Raw genomic sequence first — 14,244 nt, forward strand, 5'->3', positions numbered from 1 at the left:
CGCACGCGAGCTGGTCAGCCGCGGCCCGTGGAGGCCGCCACGGGCCGTTCTCGTCGCCACGGGCCGTTCTCGACGCACGCGAGCTGGTCAGCCGCGGCCGGTGAAGGCCCCCGGCGGACCGTCAGCCGACGCGGACCGGAACCCCCACCCGGTCGACCTGCTCCTGCGCGAGGGCGACGTCGATCGGAGAGGCGGTGCTCGCCGTCGGGCGCGTGGTGCCGAGGCGACCGGAGACGACGAGGTAGCTGACGCCGATCACGACGGCGCCGCCCACGAGGTTGCCGAGACCGACGACCGCGAGGTTGCGGGCCATGTGCGCGAGGTCGGTCATGCCGCCCTGGAACAGCGCGATCGAGAACGTGGTCATGTTGGCCACGACGTGCTCGAAGCCCGAGGCGATGAACGCCAGGATGCACCAGAAGATGATGATGGCCTTGCCCGCCTCCGACTGCAGGCGGTTCGCCGCCCAGATCGCCACGCAGACGAGCACGTTGCACAGGACGCCGCGGAAGAACATCTCCCCGAACCCCTCGACGTTCTTGTGCTCGATCATCGCGGCGAGCATCTCGCCGCCGGCGTTCCCGTCCAGGACGCGGGACTGCACGATCATCCACGCGAAGACGACGGACCCGACCAGGTTGCCGAAGAAGCAGAACAGCAGCGTCCCGATCGCCCGGCCCCAGCCGATCGACCGCGTGATCGCCGCCTGCGGCAGGATCATCATGGCGCTCGTGACGAGCTCAGCCCCGGCGAACACCACGAGCGTGAGGGCGACGCCGAACACGGCGCCTGCGACGAGCGGGCTGTTGCCCAGCGGACCGGCCGTCATCACCATGAGGACGACACCGATGCCGATGTACATGCCCGCGAGCATGGAGGCGACGAGGTAGCGCCACGGGTGCGCGGCGGACTCGACCTTGTGGTGCGCCTGGCCGAGCTGGACGTCGATGGTGGTGGGAAGATCGAGCACGGGACAAGCCTTCCGTGTGGTCTGCGGCACCACGAGGGGGCGAAGGTCCCGAGCGGACGTGGGCTCGTTCACATCGTTGAGACCGTGCGGTTCGCGACGCACGTGAGGTCTAGACGAAAGTATCTACCGCCCCCCGTCACCGTTCTGGTTTCCTCTTCATGTCGAGCTCTGGGGAGAGCCGCGAGGGAGGGATGAAGCCATGACACACACGTCGTCGTCGACTTCGACCTTCGCGGACTCTCTGAGCCACGATGCACCTGCTGCAGCACGGGCTCTGCCCGGCGCTGCTCGTACGCCGACCCGCTGGGCCGCCGAGGCGGGGGTGGGAACCAACCCCCCTGCCCCCACCCCCGGAAGCCTCCGCGGAGCCCCAGGTCGGCCGCGCACCGGTCAAACCCCCAACTGACCGGAGCGCCCAGCAGCCGCGACGCCGAAACCCCCCCACCTCGGCGTCGCGGCTGCTGACTGTCTCAGGACCTTCACGTCTGGCCCTTCGTGCCTCGCACGGAGGGCCTTCGTCGTGCCGGCGCGCTGGTGGCGAGGGCGCTGGCACTCAGGGGCTCGGCGACGCGTCGGCGAGACGACGACGGAGCAGGCTCGACGACGCGTCAGCGACCGAAGACGGAGCGGCTCGGCTGGACGATGACAGAGCGGGCGCGGCGACGTGTCAGCGAGACGACGACGGAGCGGCCTCGGCGGGCGCGGCGGGCGCGGCGTTCCGGACGACGGCCTCGTCGCTCTCGACGTGGTGCTGCGGGGCGGGTGCGCCGTGCCGAGGCGCGCGCGACGCCGAGCTCCGGCCGGAAGCGGCGCCTCCGGACACGTGGGGCGAGTGAGACGAAGGGCTCTCGCCCGCGTCGCTGCGGGGCGGGCGACGCGCGTCGTCCTCGTCGGCGAGCTCGGATCGATCGGGGCGCAGGGCCACCGGGATGGTCGCCTCGACGACCCACTGGTCACCCCGTCGGCCGGCGTCGAACTCGCCGCCGAGCGACTCGACCCGCTCCCTCATCGACAGCAGGCCCAGGTGCACGCGCCGCGGGTCGCCGGTGCTCGCCCGATCGGGACGCGAGGTCCGCGGCATCTCGCTCACCACGCGCAGCGCAGCCACTCCCTGCGGGGCCTCGCCGGTCACCTCGATCGTGATCGCACACGAGGAGCCGTCGGGAGCGTGCTTGAGCACGTTGGTCGTCGCCTCCTGGAGCACGCGGTGCAGCGTGATCTCGGCACCGCGGGTGAGCATCGACGTCCGCGAGCCGATGTCCAGTGTGGTGCGAAAACCGAGCTCCTCGAGAACCTCGCGGAACTGCGGACCGGTGATCTCCAGGCGCAGCGTGCTGGCGTCGGGCGGCCCGAGGGGCGTCTCGCCGTCGTCGGTCGGTTCCTGCAGCAGCTTGAGCATGATGCGCAGGTCGGTGAGCGCCTGGTGGGACGCGTCGGAGATGCGCCCGAGCGCGTCGTGCGCCTTGTCGAGGTCCCGGGTGAAGACCGCGACGTCGGACTGCATCGCGATGACGGTGAGCCCGTGCGCGACGACGTCGTGCAGGTCGCGAGCCACCGACCGCCGGACACCCTCGACCGCCTCGCGCTCGAGCCACTGCTGCGCCTCGAGCGCCTCACGCGTGGCATCGAGCCGGCCGCGGTCTATCTCGTGACGCACTGCACGAAACCGGAACGACGCACCGATGACGACCGCGGCCAGCAGCGCCAGGATCAACGGCGTGATGATGACGGTGTCGTCCGGCGAGAGCCAGCGGATCGAGACTGCCCACGCGGTTGCCGCCAGCGAGGTCGCGACGATGAACGGACCGCTCGACGCCGCGGCAACCACGCCCAGCATCGCCGGGACGAAGACGATCCCGGCGAACCAGCCGTCCACCCATGCCGTCACGATCATCGCGGCGACGAACCCGATCGCGAGCACGTCGAACGAGATCCAGCACAGCAGTGCGGCAGCCGAGAACGCCACCATCGCGATCAGATTCTCGGTCTTGCCCGCATCCTGCCTCGCGATGAGGGAGATGCCACTGTCAGCGAGGAAAGCGGTAGCGGCGAGCGTCAGAACCCAGCGAAGCACGCGTGGGTCACGCGCCCGCCACAGTTCGGGCGAGGAGACCGTTTGGCGGATCTGCGTGGCGACGCCCACGGCACCTTCCTCAGTCGGTCCGCGCGACGCCCTCGGGCGTCAGCAGAACAGTCCGAGCCGCTTGCACGCCCACCGCCCCGTGTCACCGAAGATCGACTGCGTGCTCACGCCCGGGTTGCCCGTGCTGGGAGCCTGCGGCGCGAGGGCAGCGCTGCTCGAACCGCCCAGCCCAGCGGCCAGGACGCCCGTGAACCCGGACACCGTCGCCGCAGCGCTCACAGGCGCCGCCTCGGCGCTCACCGACGCGGCCGGCGTGTCGAGGCTGCTCGCGCTCGCGGCGGGCACGACGACGGCGGTGAGTGCCGCGACGGAGAGGACTGCGGACAGGCGGAGAACGAGGGTGGCGCGGCGGCGCGCGGGCAGGGGGGAGGTCGACGACGTCATGGGACAAGCGCACCATCTCGAGGCGATCTTCGCAAGCCAATCGTCGCTTGTGTGACGAAAAAGAAGGGGATAAAAGCACGTTTCGTCCCTCACGCCGCGTCTCGAGGCGGTCACAGGTCTCCAGGAGCGCCGCCGCAGCCCACTACGATCAAGCCGTGGGGGTCATTCGCGTGCTTGTCGTCGAGGACGACCCGATGGTGCGGAACGCGCTCGAGATGCTCCTCGACGCCGCCGACGGTTACGAGCTGGCGGGGCTCGCCCGGCACGGTGGCGAGGCCCTTCCGCTCTTTCGGGAGACTCGACCCGACGTCGTGCTGCTGGACATCCAGATGCCCGTCAAGGACGGCATCGCAGCCACCCGGGAACTCCTCCAGGAGGATCCCGGGGCGCGGATCCTCACGCTCACCGCGTTCTCCTCGCAGGAGTTCGTGATCCCCGCACTGCGCGCCGGCACGGCCGGGTACCTCCTCAAGGACGCCCGCCCACGCGAGATCCTCGACGCGATCGAGGCCGTCCACCGCGGCGAGGCGGTCCTCTCCCCCGCTGTGACGCGCGAGCTCATCGCCACCGTGAAGTCCGAGGACGAGCACCCCGGCGGTACCGCGACGTCATCCAGCCCGGGCGCGGCCGAGTCGTCGCCACCGCCGGCGGACCCGGGTCTCACGCCCCGCGAGCTCGACGTGCTCCGCTGCCTCGCGGAGGGCAACAGCAACCGCGAGATCGCGGACACGCTCTTCGTCTCGGAGGCCACGGTCAAGGCCACCCTGGGCCGCATCGCCCAGAAGTTCCAGGTGCGCGACCGCGTTCAGGTCCTGATCCACGCCGTGCGCCTCGGCATCGTGGACGTCGGCCACACCTGAGCCGAGCTCAGCCCGCCAGCCCCGCGACGAGGTTGACGGTGAGCGCGACGATCACGGTGCCCAGCACGTAGGCCTGCAGCGCGTGCAGGAGCGCACGCTGCCGCATCCGCGAGGACGCCAGGTCGGTGTCCGAGATCGCGAAGCTCATCCCCACCGTGAACGCCATGTAGGCGAAGTCGGTGTACCGGGGCGGCTCGCTCTGGTGGAAGTCCACCCCGCCCACCGGCGGCACGTAGTACAGGCGCGCGTATCGCAGCGCCGCGGACGTGTGCACCGCAAGCCACGAGACGACGACGGCAAGCAGCGCCGCCACCACGCTCCCGGCTCGCTGATGCGCCACGAGCAGCACCCCGGCCCCCACGACGCTGGCGAGCGACGCCACCCCGACGACCAGGTGCGCGCCCACCCGGGTGGGTTCCTCGCGGGTGGCGTGCGACGCCGTCGCGCCCGCGTCCATCGGGAGCACGACGGCGAGCGTCCAGCCGCAGTACAGCGCGCCGCACACGGCCCACCCGCCCAGGAGCGCGCCGACCAGCGTCTGCCAGGTCGGCAGCAACGCGGCCACGACCCCCGCGACGACCGACACGGCGAGCCGGACGCTCGCGGGGACGTCCGCCCTCCTGCGCACACTCATCGCACACTCATCGGCCCAGTGAACCCCACGAGCGCGTGGCCGTCAGGTGCGCTCGGAGCCCGCGCTCACCGCGGTCCATCACGACGGCGTGGCTCGCCTCGAGCACGCGCGGCGCCCGGAGCGCCGCCCGCCGCAGCAGGGCGCCCGCGGGTCGGACCCGCCAGTCGATGGTGAGCACGGTGGCGGTCGTGACCTCGGCGCCGGCGGCTTCGTCCGGGCGCAGGACGGCGAGGGCGCGGCCGCGCAAATCGCCGACGGCGCGCAGCACGACGCCGCCGCAGCCGCCGACCCCGCCACAGCCGCCCCGCCCAGCACCCGGCGGCAGCGCCGCGACGACCTCGAGCCCGACGCGGATGACGTAGCCCGGCGCGAGGTAGGCGAGCGAGCCTCGCGTGCCCACGCCGTCGTGCATGCCCTGCCGCACGACCCTGGACCGCAGTCCCGGCCACCACAGCGGCCAGGAGGTCGGGTCGGCGAGCACGTCCCACGTCCGGTCCGGCGGCGCGGGCAGCCGCCACGTGGAGCGCAGGGTGAGCACGGTCGCGCCGTCGCGATCGGGCCTGCGGGCGGCGGTCACGGCGACGCTAGGAGGCGAGCCGCTCGGCGACCTGCCGCTTGGCGCGGGTGAGCAACGCCGTCATGCCGCGCAGCCGCAGCGGCGAGACCGCCTCGGCGAGGCCGAGGGTGAGTGGGTAGTCGGCGGGGATGGCCACAACCTGATCGGGCGTCAGCCCGTCGAGCCCCTGGGCGAGGATCGAGGCGAACCCGCGCGAGGTCGGCGCCCCGGGCGGGGCCGAGGCGTGGAAGTGGACGCGAGGCTCGCCGTCGGACGTCTCGATCTCGGTGATGAACGCGATCGGTGCCTGGCACTCCGGAACCGGCTCGAGCAGCTCCGGCCGCGCCGCGAAGCGCTCGGGGACCTCCGGCAGCTCGTTCGAGAACTCCAGGAGGAGCTGGAGCCGGTCGCGCACGTCGAGCGCGAGGAAGTCCTCGCGGATGGCGACGAGGGCGTCGGGCAGGGCGGCGTCGGTCACCCCGCCATCCTCCCACCGGCACCGAGTGGGGGGCCGGGGCTCAGCGCACCGGCGCGAGCCCCGGCTCGGCGCCCTTGACGATCGGCACCCGCACGGCGTTGCCCCACTCGGTCCACGAGCCGTCGTAGTTGCGCACGTCGGGGATGCCGAGCAGGTGGGTGAGCACGAACCACGTGTGGCTCGAGCGCTCGCCGATGCGGCAGTACGTGATGATCGAGTCGTCCGCACCGAGGCCCAGACCGGAGCCGTCACCGCCGTCGCCGTAGATCCCCTCGAGCTCGGCGCGCGGGCGGAAGCTGGCGTCCTCCGCGACGGCGCGTGCCCACGGCACGTTCCGCGCCGTCGGGATGTGGCCGCCGCGCAGCGCCCCCTCCTCGGGGTAGTCCGGCATGTGCGTGCGCTCGCCCGTGTACTCCTGGGGCGAGCGGATGTCGACGAGCGGGTTGCCCAGGTGCTCGAGCACGTCCTCCTTGAAGGCCCGGATGGCGCCGTCCTCGCGCGGCACGACCGGGTAGGGCACGGGTGCGACGTCGGGCGAGCTGATCGTGAGCTCGCGGCCCTCCGCGACCCACTTCTCGCGGCCGCCGTCCAGCAGCCGGACGTCCGGGTGCCCGAAGAGCGAGAACACCCACAGGGCGTACGCCGCCCACCAGTTCGACCGGTCCCCGTAGAGCACGATCGTCGTGTCGCGGGAGATGCCGCGGCTGCCGAGCAGGCGGGCGAAGCCCTCGCCGTCGACGTAGTCGCGCACGAGCGGGTCGTTGAGGTCGAGGTGCCAGTCGATCTTCACGGCGCCCGGGATGTGGCCGGTCTCGTAGAGCAGCACGTCCTCGTCCGACTCCACGACCACCAGGCCGGGTTCGCCCAGGTGCTCGGCGAGCCACGACGTGCTCACGAGACGCTCCGGGTGGGCGTACTCGGCGAACTTGGGCTCGGTGTCGTCGACGGCGACCGGCATGGGTCCTCCTCCTGAGGCGGGACTCGGCGGGTCTTCAGCCTAGGTCGGGGCCGACCGCCGACCACGAGGCGGTCGAAGAAGTCCACCAGGTGGGACGGTCGGCTCAGCCGACGTCCGGGCGCGGCGCCGCCCGCACCGCGTCGATCGCGCGCTGCAGGTCCGTGGGAGTCGTGCCCAGCGCGCCGATCGCGGCCGCGACGCGCGCCGCGAAACCTCCCGTAGCGACCGGGAGCCGGGCCGTCCGATCGGGAAGTCCACCTGCCAGAGCCCGGCGAGCACTGCGTCGCGCAGCGCCGATCCCGTCGACCGTGAGCCACGCGCCGCCGGTCACCCACGGACCCCACCGGCCCCGTCCCTGCAGCCGTCGCGCGGTCAGCGCACGTGCAGCGTCTCGAAGCCGAGCCCGCGCACCTCCTCGGCGAGCGCCGCAAACTCCGCGTCCCACCCGGGCGGGTGCGCGTCGGCGAGGCTGAGGGTGCCCTCGGCGCGCGCCTGCTGCAGCGCGTATGTCCGCACGCCCGCCGCGCGCAGGTCCCGCGCGAGCACCAGCGTGTCGCTCGCCATCCCGGGCGCGACGGTCGTGCGCACCTCGTAACCCGTGCCCCGCTCGGCCGCCGCCCGCAGGACGAGGGCGAGCGACGCCGTCGCGCGCTCGCCGGCGTGCCTCGCGCCCGCGACGGTGTCGTACCGCGCGGCCGTCGCCTTGACGTCGAGGCCCACCCAGTCCACGTGCGGCAGCAGCGCGGCAAGCCGCGCCGGGTAGGCGCCCGCGGTGTGCAGCCCGACGGCGAACCCCTCCTCGCGCGCCCACCTCGCCGCGGCGAGCGCGCCAAGCTGGCGGGTCGGCTCACCGCCGGTGAGCACGAGTCCGTCGAGCAGCCCGCGACGACGCCGCAGCAGCGCCGCGACCTCGTCCCACGCGACCGTGCCGGGCGTGCGCGACGCCATGAGGTCGGGGTTGTGGCAGTAGACGCACTGCCACGGGCAGCCCTGGAGGAACGCGGTCGCGACGAGCATCCCGGGCCAGTCGACCGTGGACAGCGGCACGAGCCCCGCGATCTGGAGCGACGCGAGCGCCGCCGCGTCGGCGCCCGAGGTGGGCTCGCCGTCGGGCGCCATCAGACCAGGGCGGGCTCGCGGAACGGCGTGCGCTCGGCGAACTCGCCCTTCTTGCCGATGTTGAAGGACTTCGTCGGACGGTGGTAACCCATCACGCGCGTCCACACCTCGCACTCGACCTCGCGCCCGGCGGCGGCGCACTGCGGGCACGTGGGCTGCTCCCCCGCGAGGTAGCCGTGGTTGGGGCAGATCGAGAACGTCGGCGTGATCGTGAGGTAGGGCAGCGAGAACCGGGTGAGCGCGCGGCGCACCATGTTCCGGCAGGCGTCCGCCGAGCTGATCTGCTCCCCCATGTAGAGGTGCAGCACCGTGCCGCCGGTGTACTTGCGCTGGAGCTCGTCCTGCAACTCGAGGGCCTCGAAGGGGTCGGTCGTGTGGGCGACCGGCAGCTGGGAGGAGTTCGTGTAGTACGGGTTCTCGTCGGTGCCGGCCTGGAGAATGCCGGGGAAGCGTGCGCGGTCCTCCTTGGCGAACCGGTAGGTCGCCCCCTCGGCGGGCGTCGCCTCGAGGTTGTAGAGGTGACCGGTCTCCTCCTGGAACTGCACGAGGCGCTCACGCACATGGTCGAGCACGCGCACGACGAGCGCGTACCCCTCCGGCGTGGTGAGGTCCTCGGCGTCGAGGAAGAAGTTGCGGACCATCTCGTTCATGCCGTTCACGCCGAGCGTGGAGAAGTGGTTCTCCAGCGTGCCGAGGTAGCGGCGCGTCCAGGGGTACAGGCCGCCGTCGATGAGCCCCTGCACGAACACGCGCTTGACCTCGAGGCTGTCCTTGCCGAGCTCGAGCAGCCGGTCGAGCTCGGCGAGCAGGCCGGCCTCGTCGTGCGCGTGCAGGTAGCCCAGGCGCGCGCAGTTGACCGTGACCACGCCGATGGACCCGGTCTGCTCGGCCGAGCCGAACAGGCCGTTGCCGCGCTTGAGCAGCTCGCGCAGGTCGAGCTGCAGGCGGCAGCACATCGAGCGGATCATGCCCGGGTCGAGCTCGGAGTTGATGAAGTTCTGGAAGTAGGGCAGGCCGTACTTGGCCGTCATCGCGAACAGCCGGGACGCGTTGTCGCAGTCCCAGTCGAAGTCGGCGGTGATGTTGTACGTGGGGATCGGGAAGGTGAAGACGCGCCCGTCCGCGTCGCCGGCGGTCATGACGTCGATGTAGGCGCGGTTGATGAGGTCCATCTCGGCCTGGAGCTCGCCGTAGGTGAAGTCGACCGGCTCGCCGCCGATCATCGGGTGCTGCTCGGCCAGGTCCGCGGGCGGGTTCCAGTCGAAGGTGAGGTTCGTGAACGGGGTCTGCGTGCCCCACCGCGACGGCACGTTGAGGTTGTGGATCATCTCCTGCAGGCACTGGAACACGTCGTCGTAGTCCATGGCGTCGAGGCGGACGAACGGCGCCAGGTAGGTGTCGAACGAGCTGAACGCCTGCGCGCCCGCCCACTCGTTCTGCAGCGTGCCGAGGAAGTTCACGATCTGGCCGCACGCGCTGGACAGGTGCTTCGGCGGACGCGACGCGATCGCCCCGGGGACGCCCCCGAAGCCCTCCTCGACGAGCGTCCGCAGGCTCCAGCCGGCGCAGTAGCCGGACAGCATGTCGAGGTCGTGGATGTGCAGCGCGCCCTCGCGGTGCGCCGCTCCGGCCTCGGGCGCGTACACGCGGTCGAGCCAGTAGTTCGCGACCACCTTGCCGGAGGTGTTGAGCACCATCCCCCCGAGCGAGTAGCCCTGGTTCGCGTTGGCGTTCACGCGCCAGTCGCTGCGCTCCAGGTACTCCTCGATGGTGGCGGCGGCGTCGACGGTCGGCATGGTGGAAGGCCCTTCTCTGGCGCGGGTGGCTTGTGCCTCCACACTACGGCGACCACAACATGCTGGGGTGCGAACGACGCGCCGATACTAGATGTTGTGGTGGCTGTGATCTATGTCACCATAGAATCGGGACCTTGGTCCCCGGCATCGGTGGTCTCGATGTGGCACGGCGGGCGCGTCGGGCTCAGCCCACCTCCGGCCAGGGCGTGAGCCCACGCCGGGCGAACACCTCGACGGCGAGCGACGGCACGTCCGTGACCACGCCGTCGACACCGAGGTCGAGGAGGCGGTCCATCTCGTCCGGGTCGTTGACGGTCCACACGTGCACCACGTGGCCCGCGGCGTGCGCCGCCGCGACGAAGCGCGGGGTCACGACCGGGACGCCCCGGAACGTCAGCGGCACCTGGATCGCCCGAGCCGGGCCGGCTCCGACCAGCCGCGACGCGGCGGCCCGCTCGCGCATCCGCGCGAGGGCGACGAGCCGCGCCGCGTCGGCCATCCCGGCGCCGAGCATGACGCGCTCGCCGGTGATCCGGGCCATCCGGGCAACCCGACGCGAGGAGAAGGCCGTGAGGCAGACGCGCTCGGTGGCGCGTGCCTGCCGCACCGCGCGCAGCACGGGGCCGACGACCTCGTCGGTCTTCGCGTCGATGTTCACGACGACGTCGGGGTGCTCCGCGAGCAGCTCGTCCAGGCGAAGGGGTGCGGCGCCGTCGACGTCGCGCAGCGCGGCGAGCTCGCGCCAGGGCACGGTCGAGATGTCGCGCGGGTCCCCGAACCGACGCGCGAGGGTGACGTCGTGCGCGAGGACCGGGACGCCGTCGCTGGAGTGGCGCACGTCCGTCTCCATCGCACGCACCCCGACGGCGAGCATCGCCGACACCGCCTCGCGCGTGTTCTCGGGCGACTCCGCCATGCCGCCGCGGTGCGCGAGGATGACGGGCTTGCCGGGGTGGTACAGGTCACGTCGTCGATTCACGGTGTCATCCTCCCCCGTGCTAAAGTCGGTTCCCGCCGCACGGCATGCACCTCTAGCTCAATTGGCAGAGCAACTGACTCTTAATCAGTGGGTTCCGGGTTCGAGTCCCGGGGGGTGTACCACGAGGGCCCGGTTCCGCAAGGAGCCGGGCCCTCGCGTCGTTCCAAGCCCGGTGCGCCCTCGTAGAGCCCGCCGTCGCCGTCGCGGCAGCCCGCCAGCGCCCCCCCGCGGGCGCCCAGGAATCTCCTCCGAAGAAGTTTCCCGACCGATGTATCAGGGCGTCCTCGCCCGCCTCTCTCGCAGTGTCACGGGGTCGAGGCACCTGCGCCGAGAACCCGCGACGCTCCGCCGCGCGACGTCGGTGGCGGGGCACGCAGGGGGTTGCAGGGGGCTCTGCAGGGGGCTGCAGGGAGGATCGGGTCGGGTCGGCGCACCGCTGGGGGGTGAGCCGACCGGCCCGATCCTGAACCACTCGCCCCTAGTCCGTCGCAGGCACCACCGCGGCCACCGTCATGGCCGCCATCTCGGCCGCCGTCGTGCGGCGTTCGTCACTCGCTCGGGCTGAGCCCAGCCGGGCCGATACGGTGTCCCCGTGACCACCACGCCACGCATCGCGCTCGTCACCAGCTCCGACAACCCTCAGGGCGAGCCGGAGGACCGGGCGCTCGTCGTCGCCCTCACCGAGCGCGACGCGCAGGTCAGCATCGAGATCTGGGACGACCCCGCCGTCGACTGGTCCTCGTTCGACCTCGTCGTGCTGCGCAGCGTCTGGGACTACAGCAGCCGCCGGGCCGAGTTCCTCGACTGGGCCGCGCGCGTGCCCACCCTGCGCAACCCGGCGAACGTCGTCCGCTGGAACAGCGACAAGCACTACGTCCGCGCACTCGCCGGGCACGGCCTGCCCGTGGTGGAGACCCTCTGGCTCGAGCCGGACCGCGAGTACACCAAGCGCGACCTGCACAACCGCTTCCCGGCCCGCGAGGACTTCGTGGTGAAGCCCGCGATCTCCGCCGGCTCGGTCGACACCGGCCGGTACACCGCCACCGACGCCGACTCCCGCCGCCTCGCGATCAAGCACGCCGAGCGCCTGCTCTCGGCCGGCCGCTCCGTGATGGTCCAGCGCTACATGCCCGAGATCGACACCTTCGGCGAGAGTGCGCTCGTCTTCCTGCACGGGGAGTACTCGCACGCGATGCACAAGGGCGCCATGCTCATGGGCGAGGACAACGGCGAGGGCGACGTCTACACCCCCGAGGTCATGGAGCCGTGGACGCCGTCGCAGGTCGAGATCGACGTCGCGAGCGAGATCATCACCGAGGTGCGCCGCCTCGTCCCCGGCCGCTCGATGCAGTCCCGCCCCCTCCTCTACGCGCGCGTCGACCTCGTGATCCGCGGCGACCAGCAGCCGCTGCTCATGGAGCTCGAGCTCGTCGAGCCCGCGCTCTACACGTCGCTCGCGCCCGGCTCGCTCGACAGGTTCGCCAGCGCGATCCTGCGCGAGGTCGCCTACGGCCCCGACCCTCGCAACGACACCACCGCCTGACCCAACGCCGCGGCTAGGGTGGTCGCGTGAGCGCTGCCGTGGACCCCATCGTCTGGATCGACTGCGAGATGACGGGTCTGGACGCGCGCAACGACGCGCTCGTCGAGGTCGCCGTCATCATCACCGACTCCGACCTCACGCCGCTGGACCCCGGGATCGACCTCGTCATCGCGCCGCCGGCCGGCGCTGTGGAGCAGATGGGTGACGTCGTGCGCGAGATGCACACGAAGTCGGGCCTCCTCTCCGAGCTCGACGGCGGACTCCCCCTCGCGGACGCGGCAGACCTGGTCCTGGAGTACGTCACGCGGTTCGTGCCCGAGCCGCGCAAGGCGCCGCTCGCGGGCAACTCCGTCGGCACGGACAAGGTGTTCCTCGAGCGCGACATGCCCGCGCTGGTGGAGCACCTGCACTACCGCGTCATCGACGTGTCCTCGGTGAAGGAGCTCGCCCGGCGCTGGTACCCCCGGGCGTACTTCGCCTCGCCGCGCAAGGCCGGCGGGCACCGCGCGCTCGCGGACATCGGGGAGAGCATCGACGAGCTGCGCTACTACCGCGCCGCGCTGTTCCCCGACGGCGAAGGGCCGAGCTCCGCGGACCTGCGCAAGCGGGCGGCGCTCATCGCGGCGGCGCCGACGCTCGCGGGGTGAGCGCTCGCGCCGAGCTGAGGGTGCGGCCGGTGGTGCGCGAGGCGGGACTTGAACCCGCACGCCCGAAGACACAGGAACCTAAATCCTGCGCGTCTGCCAGTTTCGCCACTCGCGCGCCGGCGCGGGCGCAGGGCCCGGGCACAGCCGGATCAGCGTAACCGCCGTGCTGGTCTCGCCCGGCCCCCAGCCGCTAGACGAGGTCGAGGTCCCGGCGCAGCTTGGCGACGTGACCGGTGGCCCGGACGTTGTACTGCGCGAGGGTGAGCGTCCCGTCGGGCGCGACGACGAACGTCGAGCGGATCACGCCGACCACGGTCTTGCCGTAGAGCCGCTTCTCGCCCCACGCGCCGTAGGCCTCGAGCACCTTCTTGTCCGGGTCCGCAGCGACGGGGAAGGACAGGTGCTCGGCGTCCGCGAAGCTCGTGAGCTTCTTCTCGCTGTCGGGCGAGATGCCGACGACGGCGTAGCCCGCCCCCTGCAGCGACGCGAGGGAGTCGCGGAAGTCGCACGCCTGCGTCGTGCAGCCGGGGGTGCCTGCCGCCGGGTAGAAGTACACGATCACGCCGCTCGTCGCGCTCTCGCGAAGCTCCGCGAGCGAGACCGTGCCGCCGCCCGCCGTCGGGAGCGTGAAGTCCGGGGCGACATCCCCCACCGCGAGCGTGGCCATCTTTCTCCTCGTCATCCGGCGTCATCCGGTTCGGTGCGCCGTCGTGGCGACCCCGAACGATCTTGCCGCACGCGTGCGGTGGGGTCGAACCGGGTGCGGCGTCAACGGCCCTGGAACGCGGAAGGGCCGGATCCGAGAACGGATCCGGCCCTTCGCACCGGGTGCCTGAGTAGTACGTTCGGCAACTCCGCCCCCAAGACAAAAACCCTGGTCAACCGCCTAGACCGTGGGGTCTACGAGGTCTCTCAACGTCCCCAGGATACCGCTCCGAAGGATGATCGTGGCCCTGTTGCGAGCACTGTCGAGACGGCTCAAACCTTTTCTGACCGACTCCGAGGTGGACGCCCTCGTCGGCGACTACCTGGCCGGGATGAGCGTCAAGGCGCTCGCTGAGAGGTACGGCATTCACCGCGCCACCGTGTTCTCCCATCTGCGTCGCCGCAACGTGCCGAGCCGCCGACCAAGGCTGGGGATCGACGAGAAGGCCGAGGCCGTGCGCCTCGCCCGAGC

The 14,244-nt window shown here is 71.9% G+C and carries 14 protein-coding genes, 2 tRNA genes and 1 pseudogene; 5 read left to right on the top strand and 12 right to left on the bottom strand.

The features are described from left to right. Nucleotides 1-121 precede the first annotated feature (121 nt). The 3 genes from FH969_RS13385 to FH969_RS13395 form a co-directional block, all read right to left on the bottom strand. Nucleotides 122-970 (bottom strand): formate/nitrite transporter family protein, encoded by an 849-nt coding sequence (locus tag FH969_RS13385; RefSeq protein WP_139987618.1) that lies wholly within the window; start codon nucleotides 968-970, stop codon nucleotides 122-124. A 667-nt stretch (nucleotides 971-1,637) separates the two neighbouring features. Next, the gene (locus tag FH969_RS13390; RefSeq protein ID WP_180359809.1) at nucleotides 1,638-2,939 is read right to left on the bottom strand and encodes a sensor histidine kinase; all 1,302 of its coding nucleotides are present in this window, start codon (nucleotides 2,937-2,939) and stop codon (nucleotides 1,638-1,640) included. Nucleotides 2,940-3,152: 213 nt separating this feature from the next. Then, on the bottom strand, nucleotides 3,153-3,497 hold the full coding sequence (locus FH969_RS13395) for a hypothetical protein (protein WP_139987623.1): 345 nt from the start codon (nucleotides 3,495-3,497) through the stop codon (nucleotides 3,153-3,155). Between the two features lie 155 nt (nucleotides 3,498-3,652). Between FH969_RS13395 and FH969_RS13400 the strand changes: the two genes are divergently transcribed. Beyond that, the gene (locus FH969_RS13400; protein WP_246071957.1) at nucleotides 3,653-4,357 is read left to right on the top strand and encodes a response regulator; all 705 of its coding nucleotides are present in this window, start codon (nucleotides 3,653-3,655) and stop codon (nucleotides 4,355-4,357) included. A gap of 7 nt (nucleotides 4,358-4,364) precedes the next feature. Here the strand turns inward: FH969_RS13400 and FH969_RS13405 are convergent, their stop codons facing one another. The 7 genes from FH969_RS13405 to FH969_RS13435 form a co-directional block, all read right to left on the bottom strand. Further along, nucleotides 4,365-4,991: a DUF1345 domain-containing protein gene (locus tag FH969_RS13405; RefSeq protein WP_139987625.1), complete on the bottom strand. Its 627-nt coding sequence runs from the start codon at nucleotides 4,989-4,991 to the stop codon at nucleotides 4,365-4,367. 7 nt (nucleotides 4,992-4,998) lie between these two features. Further along, entirely contained in the window at nucleotides 4,999-5,568 is a 570-nt protein-coding gene (locus FH969_RS13410; protein WP_139987627.1) for an SRPBCC family protein, read from the bottom strand. A gap of 7 nt (nucleotides 5,569-5,575) precedes the next feature. Then, a complete protein-coding gene (locus tag FH969_RS13415; RefSeq protein ID WP_139987629.1) occupies nucleotides 5,576-6,025 on the bottom strand; it encodes a SufE family protein in 450 nt (149 codons plus the stop codon). A 40-nt stretch (nucleotides 6,026-6,065) separates the two neighbouring features. After that, complete coding sequence (locus FH969_RS13420) at nucleotides 6,066-6,983, bottom strand: sulfurtransferase (RefSeq protein ID WP_139987631.1); 918 nt, start codon at nucleotides 6,981-6,983, stop codon at nucleotides 6,066-6,068. A gap of 372 nt (nucleotides 6,984-7,355) precedes the next feature. Beyond that, nucleotides 7,356-8,102 carry an anaerobic ribonucleoside-triphosphate reductase activating protein gene (locus tag FH969_RS13425; protein WP_139987633.1) on the bottom strand — a complete coding sequence of 249 codons (747 nt, stop codon included), beginning with the start codon at nucleotides 8,100-8,102 and terminating at the stop codon, nucleotides 7,356-7,358. Further along, nucleotides 8,102-9,898: a ribonucleoside triphosphate reductase gene (locus tag FH969_RS13430; protein ID WP_139987635.1), complete on the bottom strand. Its 1,797-nt coding sequence runs from the start codon at nucleotides 9,896-9,898 to the stop codon at nucleotides 8,102-8,104. The genes FH969_RS13425 and FH969_RS13430 overlap by 1 nt, the downstream gene beginning before the upstream one ends. Before the next feature lie 184 nt (nucleotides 9,899-10,082). Further along, a complete protein-coding gene (locus tag FH969_RS13435) occupies nucleotides 10,083-10,877 on the bottom strand; it encodes a glycerophosphodiester phosphodiesterase family protein (protein WP_139987638.1) in 795 nt (264 codons plus the stop codon). Between the two features lie 46 nt (nucleotides 10,878-10,923). Between FH969_RS13435 and FH969_RS13440 the strand changes: the two genes are divergently transcribed. From FH969_RS13440 to orn, 3 genes are all read left to right on the top strand, one after another. After that, nucleotides 10,924-10,999, top strand: a tRNA-Lys gene (locus tag FH969_RS13440). A gap of 470 nt (nucleotides 11,000-11,469) precedes the next feature. Continuing rightward, complete coding sequence (locus tag FH969_RS13445) at nucleotides 11,470-12,420, top strand: ATP-grasp domain-containing protein (RefSeq protein ID WP_139987640.1); 951 nt, start codon at nucleotides 11,470-11,472, stop codon at nucleotides 12,418-12,420. A 68-nt stretch (nucleotides 12,421-12,488) separates the two neighbouring features. After that, nucleotides 12,489-13,067 carry an oligoribonuclease gene (orn, locus tag FH969_RS13450; RefSeq protein ID WP_139987645.1) on the top strand — a complete coding sequence of 193 codons (579 nt, stop codon included), beginning with the start codon at nucleotides 12,489-12,491 and terminating at the stop codon, nucleotides 13,065-13,067. Between the two features lie 30 nt (nucleotides 13,068-13,097). Here orn and FH969_RS13455 read toward each other — a convergent pair. Both FH969_RS13455 and FH969_RS13460 read right to left on the bottom strand, forming a co-directional pair. Further along, nucleotides 13,098-13,182 (bottom strand) — tRNA-Leu (locus FH969_RS13455). A 75-nt stretch (nucleotides 13,183-13,257) separates the two neighbouring features. Beyond that, a complete protein-coding gene (locus tag FH969_RS13460) occupies nucleotides 13,258-13,734 on the bottom strand; it encodes a peroxiredoxin (protein ID WP_199916481.1) in 477 nt (158 codons plus the stop codon). A 274-nt stretch (nucleotides 13,735-14,008) separates the two neighbouring features. On the opposite strand from FH969_RS13460, the pseudogene FH969_RS13465 reads away from it, so the two are divergent. Continuing rightward, nucleotides 14,009-14,244 (top strand): annotated as a pseudogene (locus FH969_RS13465) (hypothetical protein); the annotation flags it as partial.

This window comes from Miniimonas arenae (assembly GCF_006351005.1).
Taxonomy (GTDB): Bacteria; Actinomycetota; Actinomycetes; order Actinomycetales; family Beutenbergiaceae; genus Miniimonas; species Miniimonas arenae.

Coding starts and splice junctions, on each gene's coding strand:
- FH969_RS13430 (WP_139987635.1), bottom strand. CDS start 9,898: ATGCCGACCGTCGACGCCGCCGCCACCATCGAGGAGTACCTGGAGCGC.
- orn (WP_139987645.1), top strand. CDS start 12,489: ATGACGGGTCTGGACGCGCGCAACGACGCGCTCGTCGAGGTCGCCGTC.
- FH969_RS13420 (WP_139987631.1), bottom strand. CDS start 6,983: ATGCCGGTCGCCGTCGACGACACCGAGCCCAAGTTCGCCGAGTACGCC.
- FH969_RS13405 (WP_139987625.1), bottom strand. CDS start 4,991: ATGAGTGTGCGCAGGAGGGCGGACGTCCCCGCGAGCGTCCGGCTCGCC.
- FH969_RS13425 (WP_139987633.1), bottom strand. CDS start 8,102: ATGGCGCCCGACGGCGAGCCCACCTCGGGCGCCGACGCGGCGGCGCTC.
- FH969_RS13395 (WP_139987623.1), bottom strand. CDS start 3,497: ATGACGTCGTCGACCTCCCCCCTGCCCGCGCGCCGCCGCGCCACCCTC.
- FH969_RS13460 (WP_199916481.1), bottom strand. CDS start 13,734: ATGGCCACGCTCGCGGTGGGGGATGTCGCCCCGGACTTCACGCTCCCG.
- FH969_RS13390 (WP_180359809.1), bottom strand. CDS start 2,939: ATGGTGGCGTTCTCGGCTGCCGCACTGCTGTGCTGGATCTCGTTCGAC.